Here is a 20,535-nt window from a genome sequence, read left to right as displayed (position 1 = left end):
CTTCGCCGGGGAGAGGCGTACACTCTCCCCATTGCCTTCATCGCGCCGTCGAGACTTCCAGCATGCAAATCAAACTTGCCAACCCCCGTGGCTTTTGCGCAGGCGTCGACCGCGCCATCGAAATCGTCAATCGCGCCCTGGAAGTATTTGGCGCGCCGATCTACGTGCGTCATGAGGTGGTGCATAACAAGTTTGTCGTCGAAGACTTGCGCGCCCGTGGTGCCGTGTTTGTCGAGGAACTCGACCAGGTCCCCGACAATGTCATCGTTATCTTCAGTGCGCATGGCGTTTCCCAGGCGGTGCGCCAGGAAGCTGAGCGTCGTGGTCTCAAGGTGTTCGATGCCACCTGCCCGCTGGTGACCAAGGTGCACATGGAAGTAGCCCGTTACAGTCGCGACGGCCGTGAGTGCATCCTCATCGGCCACGAGGGGCATCCGGAAGTCGAAGGCACCATGGGGCAGTATGACCGCAGCAATGGAGGCGAGATTTACCTGGTCGAGGACGAGGCCGATGTGGCGGCTCTGCAGGTGCGTAATCCGGAGAACCTGGCCTTCGTGACCCAGACCACTTTGTCGATGGACGACACCAGCAAGGTCATCGATGCTCTGCGTACCAAGTTTCCCAGCATTGGCGGTCCGCGCAAGGATGACATCTGTTACGCCACCCAGAACCGCCAGGATGCGGTCAAGCAGTTGGCCGCCGAGTGCGATGTGGTGCTTGTCGTGGGTAGCCCCAACAGCTCCAACTCCAATCGCCTGCGCGAGCTGGCTGAGCGCCTGGAAACCCCGGCCTATTTGATCGATGGCGCAGAAGACCTGCAGCCGGAGTGGTTTGCCCGTGCTCAGCGCGTGGGTATTACGGCGGGCGCCTCAGCTCCCGAAGTGCTGGTGCTGGGGGTGGTCGAGAAGTTGCGCGGCTGGGGGGCGACTGGCGCAGAAGAGCTGGATGGCCGGCCGGAGAACGTGACGTTTTCGATGCCGAAAGAGTTGCGGGTTAGGCACCTCTAGCTGCTCATTGGCACGCGACCTCACTGCTCCGGGTTTTTCCGGTGCTGTTCAGCGTTATTTGGATGCCTGGCAGTGATCTGTCTGAGGAGCATAGCTTTAGCGTGCCGGCCTGAAAGCCGCCGTTGCTCAGCTGAGATGTTCCTTGTGCCGAGTAGTGAATGTAGCTTCTGACAGGGGTGTTGGTTGTTACGCGTATACCCTGGGTTCCGGCCTGGCTGATCAGCAGTATTTCGCCGCTATCGAGCTGCGCATTGCGATTGGGGTCAGTGAAAATGATCCAGCCGCTAACCCAGTTGCCATCTCTGGCAGCCACGGTAATACCCGTTTGATCATGAATTGCGCGGCTGCGTGCAAAGCGCAGCGCGGCAGTAAAGTCCTGAGCGCATTGGGTCAGGCGAAGTTTACTGATGAGCGTGCTGATCGGACCACTTGAAGCTGCTAGTAGGCAGGCAATGGAAAGCGCTGTTAATAGCTCTGAGAGAGTGAAGCCGCGATTGCGCAATTGAAATCCTTCCTTGGACTCATTCACCTCTCGACTATAGGTGCGCTCGACGAATTTGCCAGCAAGCGCAACGCTGAGGGGGGTAATTTGACCGTATATCCCACTGTCGAGGTACTAGTGAGGGTGTCCGGATATAGTTTTCCAGCAATTAATGGAGATTTGTAATGGTTCGTTACAGTCGGGGCTTCACGCTGGTCGAATTGATGACTGCGCTGGCAGTGCTGGCGGTATTGCTTGGCCTGGGCCTGCCGGCATTTAGTGGCCTAATCGAGCGCTCAAGGGCTGACACCGACATGAACGGTTTACAGCGAGCACTCAGTACCGCTCGCCTCGAGGCCATCAACACCAGTCAAAATCGCTCTGTGGTTGCTGCGGGGGGCTGGAGTGGTAACCTGGAAGTGCGCGACGCCGTAGGTAATCCCGTGCGCAAGCTCAAAGGTATGGCGGGCGGCGCTGTTGTAGCGGCCACCAATGATGTGACCACTATCCAGTTCAACAACCTGGGTGGGTTGCAGAGCCCCACGAGTGCGGTGGATTTTGCTTACACCCGTGGTAGCACTAGCAAAACTCTGACGGTATGCCCGACCGGGCGCATCGTCGTCGGCGCGGGGGGGTGCTGATGCGCACGTTCAGTCAGGCTATGCGCGATCAGCGCGGCGTTACACTGATCGAAGTGATGGTCGCTGTGTTTGTTGTCGCCATTGGAGTGTTGGGCGCTGCTGCTATGCAGCTCAATGCCCTCAAATACACCGAGAGCTCGCGGATCACCTCGCAAGCCAGTTTTATCGCCTACGACATTATCGATCGGATCAGGGCCAATGCAGAGCCCACTGTGCTGGATGGTTATGATCTGGCAGATACCTCTGCCAGTGCTGGCTGCTCGGGCATATGCGCTACGGATATTCAGGACTTTGTTGCCAACGTCCAGTCTCTGCCTGATGGTGAGGGCTCGATCAACGTCAATGGCACTACCGTCACCGTATCAGTGAGCTGGTCCGAAGCACGCGCAGGCGGGGTGGATCAGGATAACAACGAGCGTATTGGCTCTTTCGCGGTAACAACAGACGTTTCGGTGGCTGTCCCATGATTAGTACGCAAAAAGGTTTTGGCCTTATCGAGATCATGGTCTCCATGCTTCTCGGTCTTATCGTGCTGCTGGGCATTACACAGATATTCGTCAGCAGCAAGCAGACTTACCAGGCTCAGACTGCAGCTTCCACCATGCAGGAGGATGCCCGCTATGTGCTTACCCGTATCTCCCAGGAGCTACGTATGGCGGGAATGTTCGGCTGCTTGGATGCTACCTCGATCACTAACTGGCAAGCCGATTTCAATACGCCGATCGACTGGAATGCCGGCGGTTCGGAATTGACCATTGTCACATCCAGCCCAGCGTCCGGCGCTGCAGCTACCACTGACGCTCACTGGACGTTGCTGACCGATTGTCGTAGCACCGCCTCTGTTCAGCAGGGCAATGCGACCCCAGGTGCCGGGCAGATCGCCCTGCCGATTCGCAAGGTGACCTATCGGTTGAATAATGGCCAGCTCCAAGTGAAGGAGAATGCCGGTAATTTCCAGACCCTTATTGATGGTGTGGGTTCGCTGGACATTCAGTTTGCTCAAGCGGCGTCGGCTAGTGATACCTACGTCTCGGGTAACTATATCCAGCCGTCTGCTGCCGATATGGCGCGTGTACGCAGCGTACGGGTTGCGCTGCAAATGGTCGACAGTACCGGCAAGGTGGCGCCGCAGACCTATACCGTCGTCGCTGCACTGCGTAATCGCCTGCTTTGAAGAGGATGTTCAGGATGGCTGTCTGTCTAACCTTTCATAAGTCCCAGTGTGGGGCTGCACTGTTTGTCAGTCTGATATTTCTACTGCTACTGACCATTATTGGCGTTGTAGGTATGCAGGGCGCGGTCATGCAGGAAAAGATGGCCGGCAATAGTAAGTTCAAGAACCAGAGCTTCCAGTATGCCGAGGCTGCTCTACGCGAAGGCGAAGGCTTGATTGCTAGCGACGTCAACGCGGTTAACATCGCGGCCTGCACACAATGCGTAGGTAATAACTGTAGAGCGCCTGACTGGAGTTCCATCAGTGTCAGTTCGGGCACCTGCGATGTTTGGAGAAGTGCCTCCGACGGCAACAGCTATTACCAACTGCAAAAACTGGGGCCTTCCACCGATGCGGTGAATGTGGTCAACGGCGAGGTGGTGACTCTGTTCAGGGTTACTGCAGTGGCTTCGGTGGGCGGGGTTACAACCGCGCTGGAAAGCATATACGCGAAGAACTGATGCGTGCCCGAGCAAGCACCCTCTGGCGCTTTGGAGAAATCATGAAAAACCTGATCACCTCAATTATGGGCTTTGCCCTGGCTGCCTACGTTGCCGCCCCCGCGTATGCCTTTACTCCTTTCCAGGGACCCATTCTGAGTCGTGCTGCCATCGCGCCGAACGTGATGTTCCTGATCGATAACTCGGGCAGTATGAATAACTTGATCTTTGCTCCCGATTTTGACGCCGGCAGGGACTATGGGCTGATTCACTATTCGAATAGTGATACCAGTGATAATGCCGATCGCCGTATTGCCCTGAATATGACGGATAACTTCTTAGCCTACGCCTCGACCCTCAAGCGTGGTAGGTGTTCAAATGGCTACAAAGCACTGTGGGATGCGAACAGAAACAATAAGCTTTGCATCAAGTTGCCCGACCCGGTAGCGGACGATCCGGATGACGCCACCGTCAGCCGTATCACAGCACAATACTTGTCATTCATTTACAACAAGTACCGTACGCTGGGGAGTATTGACCTCACCGCCCTGCCTGACAGCGAGTTTCCCCAAAGCTACCGGATGAAGGTTGCGCGTGATGTGGCAGCCAGCGTGGTAACCACCAACGGCACTGGGGTGCGTTTCGGCCTGGCAGCTTTCGCCACCAACAACACCAGTGCAGGCGGCTTCATTCGTCAGTCGGTCAGTGATGACTACAGCCGGGTCGTCAACAGCATTGAAGGCCTATACGGCACCACCTCAACGCCGCTGGCCGAAGCTTATTATGATGTGACGCGCTACTTTCGCGGTCTATCAAGTACCAACAACTCGCGCAATACCAGTCCCATCCAGTATCGCTGCCAGAAAAACTTCGGCATTGTGGTCACCGACGGTTATCCCACCAACGACACTTCGTTCTTCAATGCGAATTCCGATCCCTTGCGCAACAACCCTGATGTGGCGGGCGAAATCAACATTCCCAACTGGGATGGGCTGGCGCCATTCACCAGCCAGAACGATCTGACTCCGCCGCGGTACTCGGATGGTTTCCAGCCCAGCGGCAGGGCGAGCGATGAGCGTTATAGCCTGTACCTGGATGACATCGCCAAATTCGCCTATGACGTCGACTTGCGAGACCTCAACACTCCCGATCAGGCGGGCGTCAGCTTTAACGACTCCGGCTTTCGCAAACAGAACATGTTCACCTATACGGTTGGTTTTACCGTGGCCAATCAGATGCTCAGTGATGCCGCAGAGTATGGTCGTGGTAGCTATTACACTGCCACCAACGCCGCCGAACTCAATGACAGTCTGACCCGGGCGCTCAATGAGATTTCCGCCAAGGCAGGCTCAGGTGGTGCAGGTGCCTCCAGTTCAGCCACCCTGACCACCGAAACCTATTACTACAAAACCCTGTACAACCCGGAAGATTGGCGTGGGACCATCGAAGCCTACCGGCTCAGCCCAACTACCGGTCGTCCGCTCTCCAATGATCCGAATTGGTCGACCGACACGCGCATCACGCCCTCTTCCAACGGTGCCAGTTATCAGACGTTCAACGGTAGCGGCATGGTCAACCTGGATTATGCCAACCTCTCTGCCCAGCAGCAGGCGGAGGTGAGTGCGAGCGTGACAGCGCCATTGACCGGTGCCGACCTGATCAACTGGAGCAAGGGGCAGCCTATAACTGGCCTACGCACACGCAACGTGCTGTTAGGAGATATCATCAACTCATCGCTGGAGAGCCTGACCCCCGAAGTTGCACTGGCCTCGGCGCTGACTGGTGATCTGACTTATGACGCGTTCCTAGTGGCCAAACGTGCGCAAATGACCAGCAGTCTGCTGGTCAATTCCAACGCCGGCTTTTTCCATGTGATCAATGCCAACAATGGCTCGCATCGCTACGGTTACATGCCATCGTCACTACTCGACTCGCTGCACATCGTCGCGGCACCCGACTACGCCAGCAGTGGAAGCCATCGTTTCATGGTCGATGGCCTGATCAGCCTCGCGGATACTCAGCTGGGTTCGCAGTGGGCCACTGTGGCCGTGTCGGGTATGGGGGCCGGCGGCAAGAGCATGTTTGCGGTCAAGCTGTTCGATGGCGACAACAACATCGAAGCGCTCTGGGAGGTTTCACCGCCCGAGGTCAGCGATACAGGCAATGAGTGGAACAACCTGGGCTATACCTATTCCAAACCCGTAATCGCCAGAACCAGTGGTGGTCGCTGGGTGGCCCTGTTCGGTAATGGCTATGGGAGCCATCAAGGTAAGGCTTCTCTGTATGTGGTGGACATCGAAGATGGTGAGCTGATTCGCGAGATTATTGTCGATCAGAACACTTCTGGCTCGGCGACAGAGATTGCCGCAGGCAATGGGCTGTCCTCGCCGCAGGTAGTTCTCAACTCGCAGTATCAAATCGAGGCAGTGTATGCCGGCGATCTGCGTGGCAATATGTGGAAGCTTGATATTGACTCTGGTTCCTCGCGCAAGGTGTTTGCTGCAGGCACAGAACAGCAGATCACCGTTGCTCCGCTGGTGGTCGATCACCCCGAGGGTGGCAGCCTCGTGCTTTTCGGTACCGGTAAGCTGAGCGAGTCTGCCGACAAGTTAGATAAATCCGAACAGGTCTTTTACGCCATCTGGGATAAGGAAGGCAGTACCGGTGAGGTGGCCAAGGGTGATTTGCTGGCTCAGCAAATCACTGATGAGGTCACGGTGCGTGGCGAGGACTATATCCAGACCTCTGAATTTCCCGTGGACTGGGCGGTGCACAGCGGTTGGTATCTGCCGCTGGTCTATCGGGGGCAGCTTGAAGGCGAACGGGTGATATACCCAGCGCTGACTACCCTAGGGCGGGTGATTTTTGTGACGGCCAAGGTAGATGCTGATGACCCCTGTGAAAGTTCCGGCAGCGGCCGGCTGGTCGAGTTGGATCTTTTCTCCGGTGGCATGCTGTCCTACCCGGTGCTCGATACCAACGGTGATGGCGTTGTTGATGACAATGACGTGCGTGTCTCCGGGCTCAATATCAACGATGGTCTGCCCGGCTTACCGGTAATTGTGGACAAGGGTGCCGGCAAGCCGACCCAGACCAAGATCATTTTGCTTTCCACCGGGCAGGCTAAGTTTGTCGATGAAAAAGCCAATTCCGTCGGTGTATCCCGACGTATTATGTGGCGCCAACTGCAATGACCGGGGGCATGATGAGAGTCAAAGGATTTACCCTTATTGAACTGATGGTTACCGTGGCCATCATCGGCATCCTTGCCGCAATTGCTTATCCCAGCTACACCGAGTACGTTAAAAAAACCCGACGTGCCGAGGCGGCTGCGGTATTACTGGAGGCTGCTCAGGTAGCCGAGAGGCACTTCACGCAAAATGGTGTTTATGCAGGTGCCAGCGTACCTACGCAGAGCCCACAGGACGGCGCAGCCATTTACAATGTGGCTCTAGTGACAGACGCTGCCGACCCCTTGGTTAAAGCCGGTTTTGCAGTCACCGCGAACGCGGTGGCGGGTGGTGTAATGGCCGGGGATGCTTGTGCAAGCATGTCGATCAACGGGCTTGGTGAGCGCCTGCCGGCCGACGAGCGCTGTTGGAAACGCTGAGTCGGCAGTGATTATTTCGAGGAGGGCAAAGCCCTCCTTTTTATTTGGAGGGGTGGCTTGCTCGATTGTCTGATTGTCGGCGGTGGCATCATGGGGATGCTCAGTGCCTTGCGACTGGCAGATGCCGGTTGCAAGGTCTGTGTGGTCGAGCGCGGTGAGCTGGGGCGTGAGTCTTCCTGGGCTGGTGGCGGGATCGTTTCTCCACTGTATCCTTGGCGCTATGCCCACCCGGTCTCTGTACTGGCCCACTGGTCACAGGCTAGCTATCCGGTCCTGGGCCTGCGTCTGATGAGCCTTAGCGGCATAGACCCTGAAGTGTATGCCACCGGGCTTTATTGGTTGGATCTGGATGACCATGAGCAGGCTCTGAGCTGGGCTAGTGGCCTGGGGGTGGGTTTGCAGGTTTCACCGATTGGGCAGGTCTACCAGGAGGTCCCGGCGCTGGCTCGTGCCTTTCAGCGAGCACTTTGGATGCCGGGCGCGGCAAACGTGCGCAACCCGCGGCTGCTCAAGGCCTTGAGGCATGCTTTGGGTGCGCATCCGCGTGTGGATCTACAGGAGCATTGCGAGGTTCAGCACTTGCTGATCCAGGCCGGTCGCTGCGTAGGGTTGAGTACCACGCAGGGCTCCTTCTATGCGCAGCGCACGGTGGTGGCCGGGGGGGCCTGGTCGGCGCGCTGGTTGACGCACCTGGGGCATGATTTGCCGGTCGAGCCAGTCAAAGGCCAGATGATTCTTTACAAGTGCGCCGATGACTTCCTGCCGTCCATAGTGCTGGCCAAGGGGCGTTATGCGATTCCGCGCAGGGATGGGCATATTCTTGTGGGCAGCACCTTGGAGCATGCCGGTTTTGACAAAACCCCGACCGAGGAAGCGTTGGCGAGTTTGAAGGCTTCTGCCGAAGAGCTGCTGCCGGGCTTGGCGGATGCCGAGGTGGTTGGGCATTGGGCTGGTTTGCGCCCGGGCTCGCCCGAGGGGATTCCTTTTATCGGTGAAGTGCCGGAATACCCGGGGCTGTGGCTGAACTGTGGCCATTACCGCAATGGGTTGGTGTTGGCCCCCGCGTCTTGCGAGTTGCTGAAGAACCTGATGCTGGACGAGGTGCCGATTATTGATCCTGCGCCCTATGCGCCCGCCGGGCGCTTGGGGCGATTGTGAGCGGGGTGGTTGCGCTGACGCTGGGTTGCTAATAGCGCCTAGAGCAGAGTGTTCTAGATCGCTTGCCGGGCTTCGCGGGGCTCAGCCCAGCTTGCGGTGACTGTAGGCGTTTAGACCTAGTCGATGCCCAGCTTCTTCAGCCGATAGCGCATCGAACGGAATGTCAGGCCCAGGCGTTGGGCCGCGGCGGTGCGGTTCCAGCGGGTTTCCTCCAGGGCCTGCATGATCAGCTTGCGTTCGATCTCTTCCAAGTAGTCTTCGAGGTTGTCGATCTGCGCCAGCGAGGCTTCGCCGGCTTCCGTGGCAGGGCTGGCGTCGGCCAGGCGCAGGTCGTGCGCCTGGATCTGGTCGTTTTCGCACAGGGTGTAGGCGCGCTCCAGCATGTTCTCCAATTCGCGCACGTTGCCGGGAAAGCGATAGCACTTGAGTTTGTCCAGTGCTTCCTCGGTGAGCTTGGCGGCCGCCAGGCCGCTGCCTTCGCTCAGGCGCTTGAGCATGGTGTCGGCCAGCAGCGGGATATCTTCGCGACGTTCGCGCAGGGCAGGCACGCGCAGTTCGATGACGTTGAGGCGGTAGAACAGGTCCTGGCGGAAGCGTTCGGCGGCGACTTCTGCCGCCAGGTCCTTGTGGGTGGCGCAGAGGATGCGCACGTCGACCACCACTTCCTGCTGGCCGCCCACGGCGCGTACAGCCTTTTCCTGGATGGCGCGTAGCAGTTTGACCTGCATCGACAGGGGTAGATCAGCGACTTCGTCGAGGAACAGGGTGCCGCCGTTGGCGGCCTGAAACAGGCCCTGCTTGTCTTCGATGGCGCCGGTGAAGCTGCCTTTCTTGTGGCCGAAGAACTCGCTCTCCATCAGCTCCGAAGGGATGGCGCCGCAGTTGACCGGCACAAAGGGTTTTTCCGCCCGTGGGCCCTGTTCGTGAATCAAGCGGGCCACCAGCTCCTTGCCGCTACCGGACTCGCCGCTGATGTAGACCGGCGCCTGGCTGCGCGCTAGCTTCTGGATCTGGTTACGCAGGGTTTTCATCGGCGGCGACTCGCCGAGCAGACGGGTATCCACCGGGCCTTCCGCTGCCTCGCCGCTGCGCAGGCGCAGGGCCGTTGCGACCAGCTCGCGCAGGCGGCCGAGGTCGACCGGTTTGGTCAGGAAGTCGAAGGCGCCGGCCTTGAGCGCGTTGATCGCGGTGTCCAGGCTGCCGTATGCGGTGATCATCGCCACTGGTACCTGGGCATGGCGCTGTTGGATGTGCTGGACCAGTTCCAGGCCAGTGCCATCGGGCAGGCGCATGTCGGTCAGGCACAGGTCGAAGGGTTCGCGCGCCAGCCATTCGCGGGCTTCCTTGACGTTGCGCGCGCTGCGCGTATCGAGCTTCATGCGCCCCAGGGTGATTTCCAGGAGTTCGCGGATGTCGGGTTCGTCGTCGACGATCAGGGCTCTCTGCCGGATGCTCATGTTCAGCTCAATTTTCGTGGGTGGGCGAAGGTGATGCGGAAGCAGCTGCCGCCACCTTCGCGTGGTTGGTAGTGCAGGCGCGCCTGGTTGCTCTCGCACAGCTCGCGAGAGATGTACAGGCCCAGGCCAGTGCCCTTGTTGTCGGTGGTGTAGAAGGGCTCGAAGATGTGCTGCACCTGCTCCGGCGGTACGCCGGGGCCGTCATCCAGCACTTCCAGCGTGGGTAGGTCGCTTTCCTCATCACGATACAGCTTGAGCCAGACCTGGCCGAGCTGGTGAGTCTGCGCGCTGTAGCGCAGGCCGTTCTGTACCAGGTTGGTCAGCACCTGAGTCAGCTGGTGGGGGTCCATGCGGGTCTGCAGGCCGCCGCCGGTGGCCTCCAGATGCAGGGACTGATCCAGGCGTGCCGAGTTGCGAAATTCGCTGGCGAAGCGATGCAGCCAGTACTTCAGGTCCAGCAGCTGGGGTTCGGCCTGGCGCCGCCGTGAGAGTTGCAGAACGTTCTCGATGACCATGTTCATGCGTCGCGAGTGATCCTGAATGATCTGAGCCAGGCGCCTGTCTGGCTCCTCCAGGTCTTCCGATTCCTGTAACAGCTGGGCGGCGTGGCTGATGGCGCCCAGCGGGTTGCGGATTTCGTGGGCGATGCCGGCGGTCAGGCGGCCAAGAGAGGCCAGTTTGAGTTGCTGGGCCTGTTGGGTTATTTGCGAGATATCGTCGAGAAACACCAGGGTGTGCTGTTCTTCGCCGCGCTGCAGGGGCACGAAGCTTGGCTGCAATACAGGGCCATCCGGCACGGCGTGCAGGCTCTGTGGGCGCAGCGTCGGGTTGTGCAGCCATTGCTGCAGGCGCTTGACCAGCTCCGGGCTGTGTGGGTCCAGCACTTTGCCTTCCAGAGCAGGGCGGCCGAGCATGCTCAGAGCGCCCTGGTTGGCGAGCAGCACGCGGTGCTGCTTATCGAGCACCAGGATGCCGGTGCGCATGCGTTGCAGGATCAGCGCGTTGAGTTCCTCCAGGCTGGCGACATCAACGGCGCGCTGTTCGGCCAGTGTTTCGCTTTGTTGCAGGCGTTTGGTCAGGCCTTGAAGGAAGAGGGCGGCGGCGAAGCACAAGGCGCCGAGAGCGCCGGCCTGGACGAACTGGGTGGCTGAGGCTGGGCGCAGTAGGCTCAGATAGAAGGTCAGGGCTAGCAGGCCGAGCGCGGCGACGGCGGCGATAAACAGGCCGATGCGCCCGCGCAGCAGGATATTGGCAATGGCCACGGCGACCACCAGCAGGTTGCCGATACCGCTGGGCGTGCCGCCAGCGGCAAAGAACAGGGCGCTCAGCATCAGCACGTCGGTCAGTGCCAGCGTGAAGACTTGGGCGGGGTGGCGCGGACACTGCAGTAATGCGGCCACCAGCACATTGAGGATCAGGTAGGCCCAGCTGCCGTAGCGAAACAGCTGCTCATGGGCCAGTTGCAGCAGCTCGCTGTCCAGTTGACTGGAAATCAGCAGAACCAACGCCAGGCCGACCGTGACCCGGTACAGGTTATACAGGCGCAGCACGCGGCGGCCTGGGTTGCCGCCGAGCGTCAGCTCTTCAGCGCTCACTGTGGCTGCTGTCCTGGTTCAGGTGGGCCTGGCTGCAATACCAGCGAGTGCCTTGTGGCAGGGCTTTGTCACGTGGGACATGCACGCCGCAGTGTGCGCAGCGCACCATTGGTGCCGGCTGTTCGGCTTCGGTGGAGGCGGGTTTGGGGCGGTTGATGCGGCGCCAGAGCCACACGACGGCGGCAATCAGGGCGATCCAGAACAGCAGGCGGACCATGGCGGGCTCTTCTTGTGGGTAAGTGGCCAGTTTAGCCAAGGAGGCTGGTGCGGCGCAGCAGGAAAAACGCGCAGGCGTGCGCGGCTACGCGGCTTGCAGGCATAAAAAAGGGAGGCTTGGCCTCCCTTTGTGCGTGCTCGGTATGCTCAGTCGAACAGGCCGAACGTCATGTAGCTGAACCAGGAACGGTCAGCGCTGTTGCCTTCGGCTTCGGACTGCAGATCTTCAGCGGCCTCGTCCTGATTCTCCGGCAGCAGTTCATCCGGGATGGCCTCCTGGGCATCTTCGTACTGGCGAATGACATCCTGGCTGGCGCGGGTCTCGCCTGGCGGCAACGGAGCGTCCGTTTCGATCAGGCCCAGAGTGGCCTTGGCCAGCCAGGAGCGGTTGTCGGCTTCTTCTTCGCGTGGCACGAACTGGCCGTCGACCAGGCTGGCGTGGTCCGGGTAGTTGAGTTTGAGGGTTTCCAGGCTGGTGGCGGCCAGGTCGTTGAGCTCCAGGCGCTGATAGGCTTCGACCATCACGGCCAGGCCGTCGGCCACGGCTGGGGTTTCCTGGAAGTTTTCCACCACGTAGCGACCACGGTTGGCGGCGGCGACATAGGCCTGGCGCGTCAGGTAGTAGTGGGCCACATGGATGTCATAGGCGGCCAGCAGGTTGCGCAGGTAAACCATGCGCGCCTTGGCGTCCGGGGCGTAACGGCTGTTGGGGAAGCGGCTGGTCAGCTGGGCGAACTCGTTGTAGGAGTCGCGGGCGGCACCGGGATCACGCTTGGTCAGGTCCAGCGGCACGAAACGGGCGATCAGGCCGCGATCCTGGTCGAAGGAGGCCAGGCCCTTGAGGTAGTAGGCGTAGTCGACGTTGGGGTGCTGCGGATGCAGGCGGATGAAGCGCTCGGCGGCGGACTTGGCGGCTTCGGGCTCGACGTTCTTGTAATAGGCGTAGATCAGTTCGAGCTGGGCCTGCTCGGCATAGCGACCGAACGGATAACGCGACTCCAAGGCTTTCAGCTTGGCAGTGGCGTTGTTGTAGCTATTGTTATCGAGGTCTTCCTGAGCCTGCTGGTAGAGTTCGGACTCGCTGAGGTTCTCGTCCACTTCCGGTTTGTTGGAAGAGCAGGCGGCGGTGATGGCGAGGGTGGCGATCAGCAGCAGGTGTTTCACTTGCATGGTGGCTTGCGTCCCTGTGACGGCGGCTGTCTAGGCCTCTACCGTCCTGTTATGATGGGCGCCCCGGAAAATGCCGGGACAAAGACGCCGTATTTAACCACAGCGTGTCGCCGAAACCAAAAGCCGCACAGCCCGCCTCAGTAGCCCATGTCAGAAGACTCCGATCAGCTCATCCAACTCTCCGCCGAAGTGCCGTCCGAGCTCGGTGGCCAGCGCCTCGACCAGGTCGCCGCCCAGCTATTCGACGAGTATTCGCGCTCGCGTCTGTCCGGTTGGATCAAGGATGGTCGCCTGACCGTCGACGGCGCCGTGCTGCGGCCTCGTGACATCGTCCATAGCGGCGCGGTGTTGTCCCTGGAGGCCGAGCAGGAGGCTCAGGGCGAGTGGGTGGCGCAGGACATCCCGCTGAACATCGTCTACGAGGACGAGCACCTGCTGGTGATCGACAAGCCTGCGGGCCTGGTCGTTCACCCGGCGGCCGGGCATGCCGATGGCACTCTGCTCAACGCCCTGCTGCACCATGTCCCGGACATCATCAATGTGCCACGCGCCGGCATCGTTCATCGCCTGGACAAGGACACCACCGGGCTGATGGTGGTGGCCAAGACCCTGCAGGCGCAGACCAAGCTGGTCGATCAGCTGCAGAAACGCAGTGTCAGCCGTATCTACGAGTGCATCAGCATTGGCGTGATTACCGCCGGTAGTACCATCAACGCGCCGATCGGGCGCAGCTCGGCCAACCGCCAGCGCATGGCGGTGATCGATGGCGGCAAGCCGGCGATCACCCACTACCGTGTGCTGGAGCGCTTTCGCTCGCACACCCATGTGCGGGTCAAGTTGGAGACCGGGCGTACCCACCAGATTCGCGTGCACATGACCCATGTCGGTTACCCACTGGTGGGCGATCCCCTCTACGCGGGGCGTTTCCGTATTCCGCCAGCGGCCAGTCCGACCCTGGTGCAGACCTTGCGCGAATTCCCGCGCCAGGCGCTGCATGCGCGCTTCCTCGAACTGGAGCACCCGGAAACCGGCAAGCGCATGAAGTGGGAGTCGCCGCTGCCGGAAGATCTGGTCTGGCTGCTGTCGCTGCTGCGTCAGGACAATGAATCCTTCGTCTGACTGGCTGTTGCCGGACTGGCCCGCACCGGCCAATGTGCGTGCCTGTGTCACCACGCGTGCCGGCGGTGTAAGCGCCGAACCCTTTGCCAGCTTCAATCTGGGTGATCACGTCGAGGACGACCCGCACGCCGTGACGGCGAATCGTCAGCGCCTGCGTGCAGCGCTGGGTTGCGAGCCGGCCTGGCTGCGCCAGGTGCACAGCCCTGATGCGGTGCCGGCCGATTGCACTCGGGTGCTGACCGCGGACGCCAACTGGACGGATGTGCCGGGGCGTGCCTGTGCGGTGTTGACCGCCGACTGCCTGCCAGCGCTGTTCTGCGATCGAGCCGGCACCCGTGTTGCGGCGGCCCATGCCGGCTGGCGTGGCCTGGCTGGCGGTGTGCTGGAAAACACCCTGGCTGCGCTGGACATGCCGGCAAGCGAGGTGCTGGTCTGGCTCGGGCCGGCCATCGGTCCGCAGTCCTTCGAAGTGGGCGCGGAGGTGCGCGAAACCTTTCTGGCGGCACATGCACAGACCGAATCGGCCTTCGTGCCCAGCGCTAATGCCGGCAAATATATGGCCGACCTGTACGCCCTGGCGCGCATCCGCCTGGCTGCCGTCGGCGTTACCGCCGTATATGGTGGTGGCCTGGATACTTTCAGTGATCCGCGTTTCTTCTCCTATCGCCGCGCTGCCCGGACCGGGCGTTTCGCTTCGCTGATCTGGCGGGTCGACTGATCCGCATCAACTCTGCCCTGCTTGAATCGGGCAAAACTGTCCTTATCTACAGTGCAATACCGGGCTTCACTATCGGGAGCAGTTCAGCGCTCCGGCCCGCTTTCAGAGGAAGGACTTATTCATGCGAATCGACCGTTTGACCAGCAAGCTGCAGCTTGCCCTGTCCGATGCCCAGTCCATTGCCGTGGGCCTCGACCATTCCGCCATCGAGCCGCTGCACCTGATGCAGGCGCTGCTGGAGCAGCAGGGCGGCTCGATCAAGCCACTGCTGATGCAGGTCGGCTTCGATGTCAATGCGCTGCGCCAGGCGCTGACCAAGGAACTCGACGGCCTGGCCAAGCTGCAGAATCCCACCGGGGATGTGAACCTCTCGCAGGACCTGGCGCGCCTGCTCAACCAGGCTGACCGACTGTCGCAGCAGAAGGGTGACCAGTTCATTTCCAGTGAGCTGGTGTTGCTCGCGGCGATGGATGACAGCACCCGCCTGGGCAAGCTCCTGTTGGCTCAGGGCGTGAGCAAGAAGGCCCTGGAGAATGCCATCGCCAACCTGCGTGGCGGCCAGGCGGTGAATGACCCGAATGTCGAAGAATCGCGTCAGGCGCTGGACAAGTACTGCGTCGACCTGACCAAGCGTGCCGAAGATGGCAGGCTCGACCCGGTGATCGGCCGTGACGACGAGATTCGCCGCACCATCCAGGTGCTGCAGCGGCGCACCAAGAACAACCCGGTGCTGATCGGTGAGCCCGGTGTGGGCAAGACCGCCATCGCCGAGGGCCTGGCCCAGCGCATCATCAACGGCGAGGTGCCCGACGGTCTCAAGGACAAGCGCCTGCTGGCGCTGGACATGGGCGCGCTGATCGCTGGTGCAAAGTTCCGTGGCGAGTTCGAGGAGCGTCTCAAGGCTGTGCTCAATGAACTGGGCAAGCAGGAAGGACGCATCATCCTGTTTATCGACGAGCTGCACACCATGGTCGGTGCCGGCAAGGCCGAGGGCGCGATGGACGCCGGCAATATGCTCAAGCCGGCCCTGGCCCGTGGCGAGCTGCACTGCGTCGGCGCCACCACCCTGGACGAGTACCGCCAGTACATCGAGAAGGACGCCGCACTGGAGCGTCGCTTCCAGAAAGTGCTGGTCGATGAGCCGAGCGAGGAAGACACCATTGCCATCCTGCGCGGCCTGAAAGAGCGCTACGAGGTGCACCACGGTGTGACCATCACCGATGGTGCGATCATCGCCGCAGCCAAGCTCAGCCACCGCTACATCACCGACCGTCAGCTGCCGGACAAGGCCATCGATCTGATCGACGAAGCGGCCAGCCGCATCCGCATGGAGATCGACTCCAAGCCGGAGGCCCTGGATCGTCTGGAACGCCGTCTGATCCAGCTGAAGATCGAGCGCGAGGCGCTGAAAAAGGAAGACGACGACGCCGCCCTCAAGCGCCTGGAGAAGCTCAAGGAGGACATCGCCCGCCTGGAGCTGGAATACGCCGATCTCGAGGAAGTGTGGAAGTCGGAGAAGGCCGAGGTGCAGGGCTCGGCGCAGATCCAGCAGAAGATCGAGCAGGCCAAGGCCGACCTCGAAGCCGCGCGGCGTAAGTCCGACCTGCAGCGCATGGCTGAGCTGCAGTACGGCATCATCCCGGACCTGGAGCGCAGCCTGCAGATGGTCGACCAGCATGGCAAGAGTGAGAACCAGCTGCTGCGCAACAAGGTCACCGATGAGGAAATCGCCGAAGTCGTATCCAAGTGGACTGGCATCCCGGTGAGCAAAATGCTCGAAGGTGAGCGCGAGAAGCTGTTGAAGATGGAGGGCCTGCTGCATCAGCGGGTTATCGGTCAGGACGAGGCTGTGGTGGCGGTGGCCAACGCGGTGCGTCGTTCGCGGGCCGGGCTGGCCGATCCCAACCGTCCCAGCGGCTCCTTCCTCTTCCTCGGCCCGACCGGGGTGGGCAAGACCGAGCTGTGCAAGGCGTTGGCCGAGTTCCTCTTCGATACCGAGGAAGCGCTGGTGCGCATCGATATGTCCGAGTTCATGGAGAAACATTCCGTGGCTCGCCTGATCGGCGCGCCGCCGGGCTATGTCGGCTATGAGGAGGGCGGTTACCTGACCGAGGCGGTGCGCCGTAAGCCCTACTCGGTGGTGTTGATGGACGAGGTCGAGAAGGCCCACCCGGATGTATTCAATGTGCTGCTGCAGGTGCTGGAAGACGGCCGCCTGACTGACAGCCATGGGCGCACCGTGGACTTCAAGAACACCGTGATCGTGATGACCTCCAACCTGGGCTCGGCGCAGATTCAGGAGTTGGCCGGTGACCGCGAGGCGCAGCGTGCGGCGGTGCTGGATGCGGTGAGCAGCCATTTCCGTCCGGAGTTCGTCAACCGGATCGACGAAGTGGTGGTGTTCGAGCCGCTGGCCCGCGAGCAGATCGCCGGCATTGCCGAGATCCAGCTGCAGCGTCTGCGTCGTCGCCTGGCTGAGCGTGAGCTGTCGCTGGAGCTATCCAGTGAGGCGATGGACAAGCTGGTGGCAGTCGGTTACGACCCGGTGTATGGCGCGCGGCCGCTGAAGCGCGCGATCCAACGCTGGATCGAGAACCCGCTGGCGCAGCGGATTCTGTCCGGCGACTTCGCTCCTGGCGCCCAGGTGAAGGCCGATGTGCAAGGTGAGGAAATTGTCTTCACCTGAGTGAAGCTGCGAATGGGAAAGCCCCGGCATGCCGGGGCTTTTTTATTCAGTCCTGCAGGTAGCTCAGGAGCAGGGCCAGGGCCGGGATCTGGTCTTCGGCCAGGTCGATGATATGGAAGCCGCACCAGCCGCTGTGGCCGGGGTCGACGCGGCTCCACAGGCAGTCGGCGCCCAGGCGAACCTCGTGGATGCCGTCCAGTGGCGGGTCCAGCACCAGGCGACATTCCCACACCGAGTCGGCTTCCGGCGGGTAATCGCTGACCAGCATGAAGCCATCTTCGGACAGGTCTACGACACGGCCGAGGCGCCGTCCGCTGTGCAGATCGAGCACTTCGATATTCAGTTGCGTGGTATGGCGGCTGTGCTGCCGGCGGTCGTCCATTCAGGCTCCTTGTCCGACTTCGTTGGCGCGCCCGGTAAAGCGTTGCAGGACGCGGTAGATTGCATTGAGTGCACGGTCCACCAGGGGCGCGCTGCGCTCCGGTGCGAGGATGCGCACCAGGCCTTGCTCCATCTCGCAGGCCAGCTGACGTATGGGCTTGACCGCCACGCGTTGGCCGCTGTGGTCGACGAACATGTAGTTGTGGGTCGTGGGGCTGAACCAGGAGAGCTTGAGCACCTGAATACTGTCGCCCTGAACGAATTCGAACCAGGTGCCGAACTCCAGTTGCTGCAGCTCCTTGATCAGTGCCTGGGCGCGCGGCGACAGACGCTGTTCGTCCTTCTTGACCGGTTCTGCCAGTGCGGCATCTTCGCCGAGCATGGCGCCCAGCGGACTTTCCCGCAGCTGACTCTTGATCTGCGCGGCAACTTGCGGCTGTTGGGCCTGTACGGCGTGCTGGCAGGCCACGATGTCCTGCAGCAGGCGGCGGATGCCGTCTTCGTGATAGCCGCCGAGCAACTCCAGCCCTTTGCGCAGTTCGTCGAGCAGGCCAACGCGCAAGCCCTGCAGGCGAGCGCGCCCTTCGTCATCCAGCGGTGTACCGCTCCAGGCCAGCTGCTCGGCCACTTCGCTGGCCCGTTGCCACTCGTTGCTGCGTTCACCGTGGCGCAGCAGGACGAACACCAGCACATCGGCCCAGGTCAGTTCGAGAAAGTTGTGAATCACGCTGGGTAGCTGGCGTTCGGCGAGCACCTTGTTGATGACGTCGACGGCCATTTGCCGCGCCCCAAGCAGTTTGTCACGGCCCTTGGCGGCCTCCACCGCGCGGCGCTCGCGCAGCTCGACCTTGTGCTTGAGCGTGGCAACGAATTCGTCGAACTCTTCGAGCAGGCTGTTGAAAAGCAGCAGGTCGCCCGAGAAGCCGTGAATCACGCGCTCCACCACCCACTGGATCTTCGCCAGCAGGCCGCGCTCATCACCTTCGCTGCCATACAGGACCCCGGCTTGGGCCATGGCATTGAGTAGTTTGCGGGCCGGATGGTGGTGCTGGGTGAACAGCGCCTTGTCCTGCAGGGCCACCTTCAGGTAGGGCGTGTGCAGGTGGGAGAGGGCGGTTTTGCAGGCGTCGGGAAGGTTGTCATCGTCAAGGATGAAGTCGAACAGCATGCCGACCAGGTCAATGACATCAGCTTCTTGGTCTGCCAGCTTCTGTTGCCCGGGCAGGTTGCTGTGGGCTTCCAGCTGTTGGTGCAGGCTGACCTTGAGCTCTTCGACCGGCTGCGGGCCCTGCAAGCGCTGGCTCAGGGTACTGGCAGACTGCTGCTGCAGGCGGGTCAGCGCTTCCAGCAACTCGCCAGCGCTGTAGGTGCTGCTGGCTGTACGCGGCGCAAAGCTTGCGATGCTGCGGGCACCGCCAGGCAACGGGGCGTCCAGATCGCGTTCGCGGCGTTCGCTGAGTAGCGCAGCCAGACCACCCAACAGCTGGCCGGGGTCCTGCGGTGGCGGGGCACTGAGATCGGCAGGGACTTGAATCTGTGGTGCGCCAACCTGGTTGACCGATGGCCGGTTAGCCGTCGGGCTACTGCCTGCGGTTGCGCGCTGTTGCGTATTTGCGTGCGCAGCAGGTGGTTGAGCGGCGTGGGGGGCAGTTTCAGCCTCCTGTGGCGGGCTCTGTGGGCTGGGCGCGGAGGAGGGCGCGCGCTGGGCGGTGAACTTCAGGTTTGGCAGGATGCCGGCATTGATCAGGCGCTGGTTGAGCATCTCGTACAGGGTGTCGAGGCCCTGCATCACATTACGCTCGAACAGCATATAAAGGATGACCTTGATCCGCAGCGGCAAAGGATGTGGCGCCAGTGCCTCACGAAAGGCGTTGGCCAGTGCCTGGGGGCCGAAGGGGTTGCTGTCCTCACCGAGCTTTTGCCCGTTGTTGAGCAGGGCCAGGCGCTGTTCGAGGGCAAACAGCGTGCGCGTGCTGCGGGCCTTGACCTTGCTGACCATATTGGTGACCTGCAGGCTTTCCTCGTATTCCTCGTTCTGGATCAAGGAAAGGCTATCGCTGTTGGGCTCAGCCTGCGGGGCCTTGCCCTTGAGCTTGCCTTCGAGGAAGTCGGCGAAGTTCTGTGCGATGCGCTGGTGATAGCTGCGTTCGATCTGCGGACGCATGCGCCGCACATCGCGCATGGCGTCGAAGAATAGCGTCTGTACCTTGTTGTTCTCGGCCTTCTCGGCACCTTCGAAGAGCGTGTCATCTACCTGAGCGAACAGATCGGTGAGGTGCTCGGCCAGGTTGTTCATCACCAGCTTGCGGCAATCTTGCACCAGTTCGCCGAAGCGCGGCTGGATGGCGCGGCTGGCGACTCCGGGGATGGGATGGGATGGGGGAAGATCCTGCGAACTCATGCGTTATCCTGCGCGGCAGCCCTGCATCCGGGCTCTGTGATCTGTTTCAAGCTGCTCAACATAGATTAGCTGTTAATCGTCGGTATTCGCATACTGCAATAGAGTGATTATCGGGCTTGACAGAAAACTTTCCCTACGTAAAATGGCGCGCCTCTGATACGGGAAACGGTGTCAGAGGTTGGAAGACCGAAGTTCCGCGATAGCTCAGTCGGTAGAGCAAATGACTGTTAATCATTGGGTCC

Annotated in this window: 18 protein-coding genes; 11 read left to right on the top strand and 7 right to left on the bottom strand. The window is 60.9% G+C overall.

Annotated elements, in window-relative coordinates; all coding sequences use genetic code 11:
- Positions 1 to 62: 62 nt before the first annotated feature.
- Entirely contained in the window at positions 63 to 1,007 is a 945-nt protein-coding gene (gene ispH, locus P7A97_RS13805) for a 4-hydroxy-3-methylbut-2-enyl diphosphate reductase (protein ID WP_277690534.1), read from the top strand.
- A 4-nt stretch (positions 1,008 to 1,011) separates the two neighbouring features.
- Here ispH and P7A97_RS13800 read toward each other — a convergent pair whose 3' ends face one another.
- Positions 1,012 to 1,536: a GspH/FimT family pseudopilin gene (locus P7A97_RS13800; protein WP_277690533.1), complete on the bottom strand. Its 525-nt coding sequence runs from the start codon at positions 1,534 to 1,536 to the stop codon at positions 1,012 to 1,014.
- Between the two features lie 137 nt (positions 1,537 to 1,673).
- Between P7A97_RS13800 and P7A97_RS13795 the strand changes: the two genes are divergently transcribed.
- The 7 genes from P7A97_RS13795 to P7A97_RS13765 are packed head-to-tail and all read left to right on the top strand — an operon-like array spanning position 1,674 to position 8,550.
- Positions 1,674 to 2,129, top strand: coding sequence for a GspH/FimT family pseudopilin (locus tag P7A97_RS13795; RefSeq protein WP_277690532.1), 456 nt, complete (start codon positions 1,674 to 1,676; stop codon positions 2,127 to 2,129).
- Positions 2,129 to 2,596, top strand: coding sequence for a type IV pilus modification protein PilV (gene pilV, locus P7A97_RS13790; protein ID WP_277690531.1), 468 nt, complete (start codon positions 2,129 to 2,131; stop codon positions 2,594 to 2,596). Before P7A97_RS13795 ends, pilV begins: the two co-directional genes overlap by 1 nt.
- Positions 2,593 to 3,303, top strand: a complete 711-nt coding sequence (locus P7A97_RS13785; protein ID WP_277690530.1) for a prepilin-type N-terminal cleavage/methylation domain-containing protein — start codon at positions 2,593 to 2,595, stop codon at positions 3,301 to 3,303. Before pilV ends, P7A97_RS13785 begins: the two co-directional genes overlap by 4 nt.
- Positions 3,304 to 3,317: 14 nt before the next feature.
- Positions 3,318 to 3,803 carry a PilX N-terminal domain-containing pilus assembly protein gene (locus P7A97_RS13780; RefSeq protein WP_277690529.1) on the top strand — a complete coding sequence of 162 codons (486 nt, stop codon included), beginning with the start codon at positions 3,318 to 3,320 and terminating at the stop codon, positions 3,801 to 3,803.
- 41 nt (positions 3,804 to 3,844) lie between these two features.
- Positions 3,845 to 6,976, top strand: a complete 3,132-nt coding sequence (locus P7A97_RS13775) for a PilC/PilY family type IV pilus protein (RefSeq protein ID WP_277690528.1) — start codon at positions 3,845 to 3,847, stop codon at positions 6,974 to 6,976.
- Between the two features lie 8 nt (positions 6,977 to 6,984).
- Positions 6,985 to 7,392: a type IV pilin protein gene (locus P7A97_RS13770; protein WP_277690527.1), complete on the top strand. Its 408-nt coding sequence runs from the start codon at positions 6,985 to 6,987 to the stop codon at positions 7,390 to 7,392.
- A gap of 57 nt (positions 7,393 to 7,449) precedes the next feature.
- Entirely contained in the window at positions 7,450 to 8,550 is a 1,101-nt protein-coding gene (locus tag P7A97_RS13765) for an FAD-dependent oxidoreductase (protein WP_277690526.1), read from the top strand.
- Between the two features lie 116 nt (positions 8,551 to 8,666).
- Here the strand turns inward: P7A97_RS13765 and P7A97_RS13760 are convergent, their stop codons facing one another.
- The 4 genes from P7A97_RS13760 to P7A97_RS13745 all read right to left on the bottom strand — a co-directional run bounded on the left by P7A97_RS13760 (position 8,667) and on the right by P7A97_RS13745 (position 12,988).
- Positions 8,667 to 10,007, bottom strand: a complete 1,341-nt coding sequence (locus P7A97_RS13760) for a sigma-54 dependent transcriptional regulator (RefSeq protein WP_277690525.1) — start codon at positions 10,005 to 10,007, stop codon at positions 8,667 to 8,669.
- Positions 10,008 to 10,009: 2 nt separating this feature from the next.
- Positions 10,010 to 11,602: an ATP-binding protein gene (locus P7A97_RS13755; RefSeq protein WP_277690524.1), complete on the bottom strand. Its 1,593-nt coding sequence runs from the start codon at positions 11,600 to 11,602 to the stop codon at positions 10,010 to 10,012.
- On the bottom strand, positions 11,592 to 11,819 hold the full coding sequence (locus P7A97_RS13750) for a PP0621 family protein (protein ID WP_277690523.1): 228 nt from the start codon (positions 11,817 to 11,819) through the stop codon (positions 11,592 to 11,594). The genes P7A97_RS13755 and P7A97_RS13750 overlap by 11 nt, the downstream gene beginning before the upstream one ends.
- Positions 11,820 to 11,965: 146 nt before the next feature.
- Positions 11,966 to 12,988 (bottom strand): outer membrane protein assembly factor BamD, encoded by a 1,023-nt coding sequence (locus P7A97_RS13745; RefSeq protein ID WP_277690522.1) that lies wholly within the window; start codon positions 12,986 to 12,988, stop codon positions 11,966 to 11,968.
- 147 nt (positions 12,989 to 13,135) lie between these two features.
- On the opposite strand from P7A97_RS13745, the gene rluD reads away from it, so the two are divergent.
- The 3 genes from rluD to clpB all read left to right on the top strand — a co-directional run bounded on the left by rluD (position 13,136) and on the right by clpB (position 17,511).
- Positions 13,136 to 14,107 (top strand): 23S rRNA pseudouridine(1911/1915/1917) synthase RluD, encoded by a 972-nt coding sequence (gene rluD, locus P7A97_RS13740; protein WP_277690521.1) that lies wholly within the window; start codon positions 13,136 to 13,138, stop codon positions 14,105 to 14,107.
- Entirely contained in the window at positions 14,091 to 14,825 is a 735-nt protein-coding gene (pgeF, locus tag P7A97_RS13735; RefSeq protein ID WP_277690520.1) for a peptidoglycan editing factor PgeF, read from the top strand. The genes rluD and pgeF overlap by 17 nt, the downstream gene beginning before the upstream one ends.
- Positions 14,826 to 14,946: 121 nt before the next feature.
- Positions 14,947 to 17,511, top strand: a complete 2,565-nt coding sequence (gene clpB, locus P7A97_RS13730; protein ID WP_277690519.1) for an ATP-dependent chaperone ClpB — start codon at positions 14,947 to 14,949, stop codon at positions 17,509 to 17,511.
- 46 nt (positions 17,512 to 17,557) lie between these two features.
- Here the strand turns inward: clpB and P7A97_RS13725 are convergent, their stop codons facing one another.
- Together P7A97_RS13725 and P7A97_RS13720 are read right to left on the bottom strand one after the other, a co-directional pair.
- Positions 17,558 to 17,893, bottom strand: coding sequence for a PilZ domain-containing protein (locus P7A97_RS13725; RefSeq protein WP_277690518.1), 336 nt, complete (start codon positions 17,891 to 17,893; stop codon positions 17,558 to 17,560).
- A complete protein-coding gene (locus P7A97_RS13720) occupies positions 17,894 to 20,293 on the bottom strand; it encodes a DUF1631 domain-containing protein (protein ID WP_277690517.1) in 2,400 nt (799 codons plus the stop codon).
- Positions 20,294 to 20,535 lie beyond the last annotated feature (242 nt).

This window comes from Pseudomonas sp. GOM6 (assembly GCF_029537485.1).
Taxonomy (GTDB): domain Bacteria; phylum Pseudomonadota; class Gammaproteobacteria; order Pseudomonadales; family Pseudomonadaceae; genus Aquipseudomonas.
The sequence above is the reverse complement of the archived record's forward strand: the minus strand, read 5'-3'. Positions and strand labels throughout refer to the sequence as shown.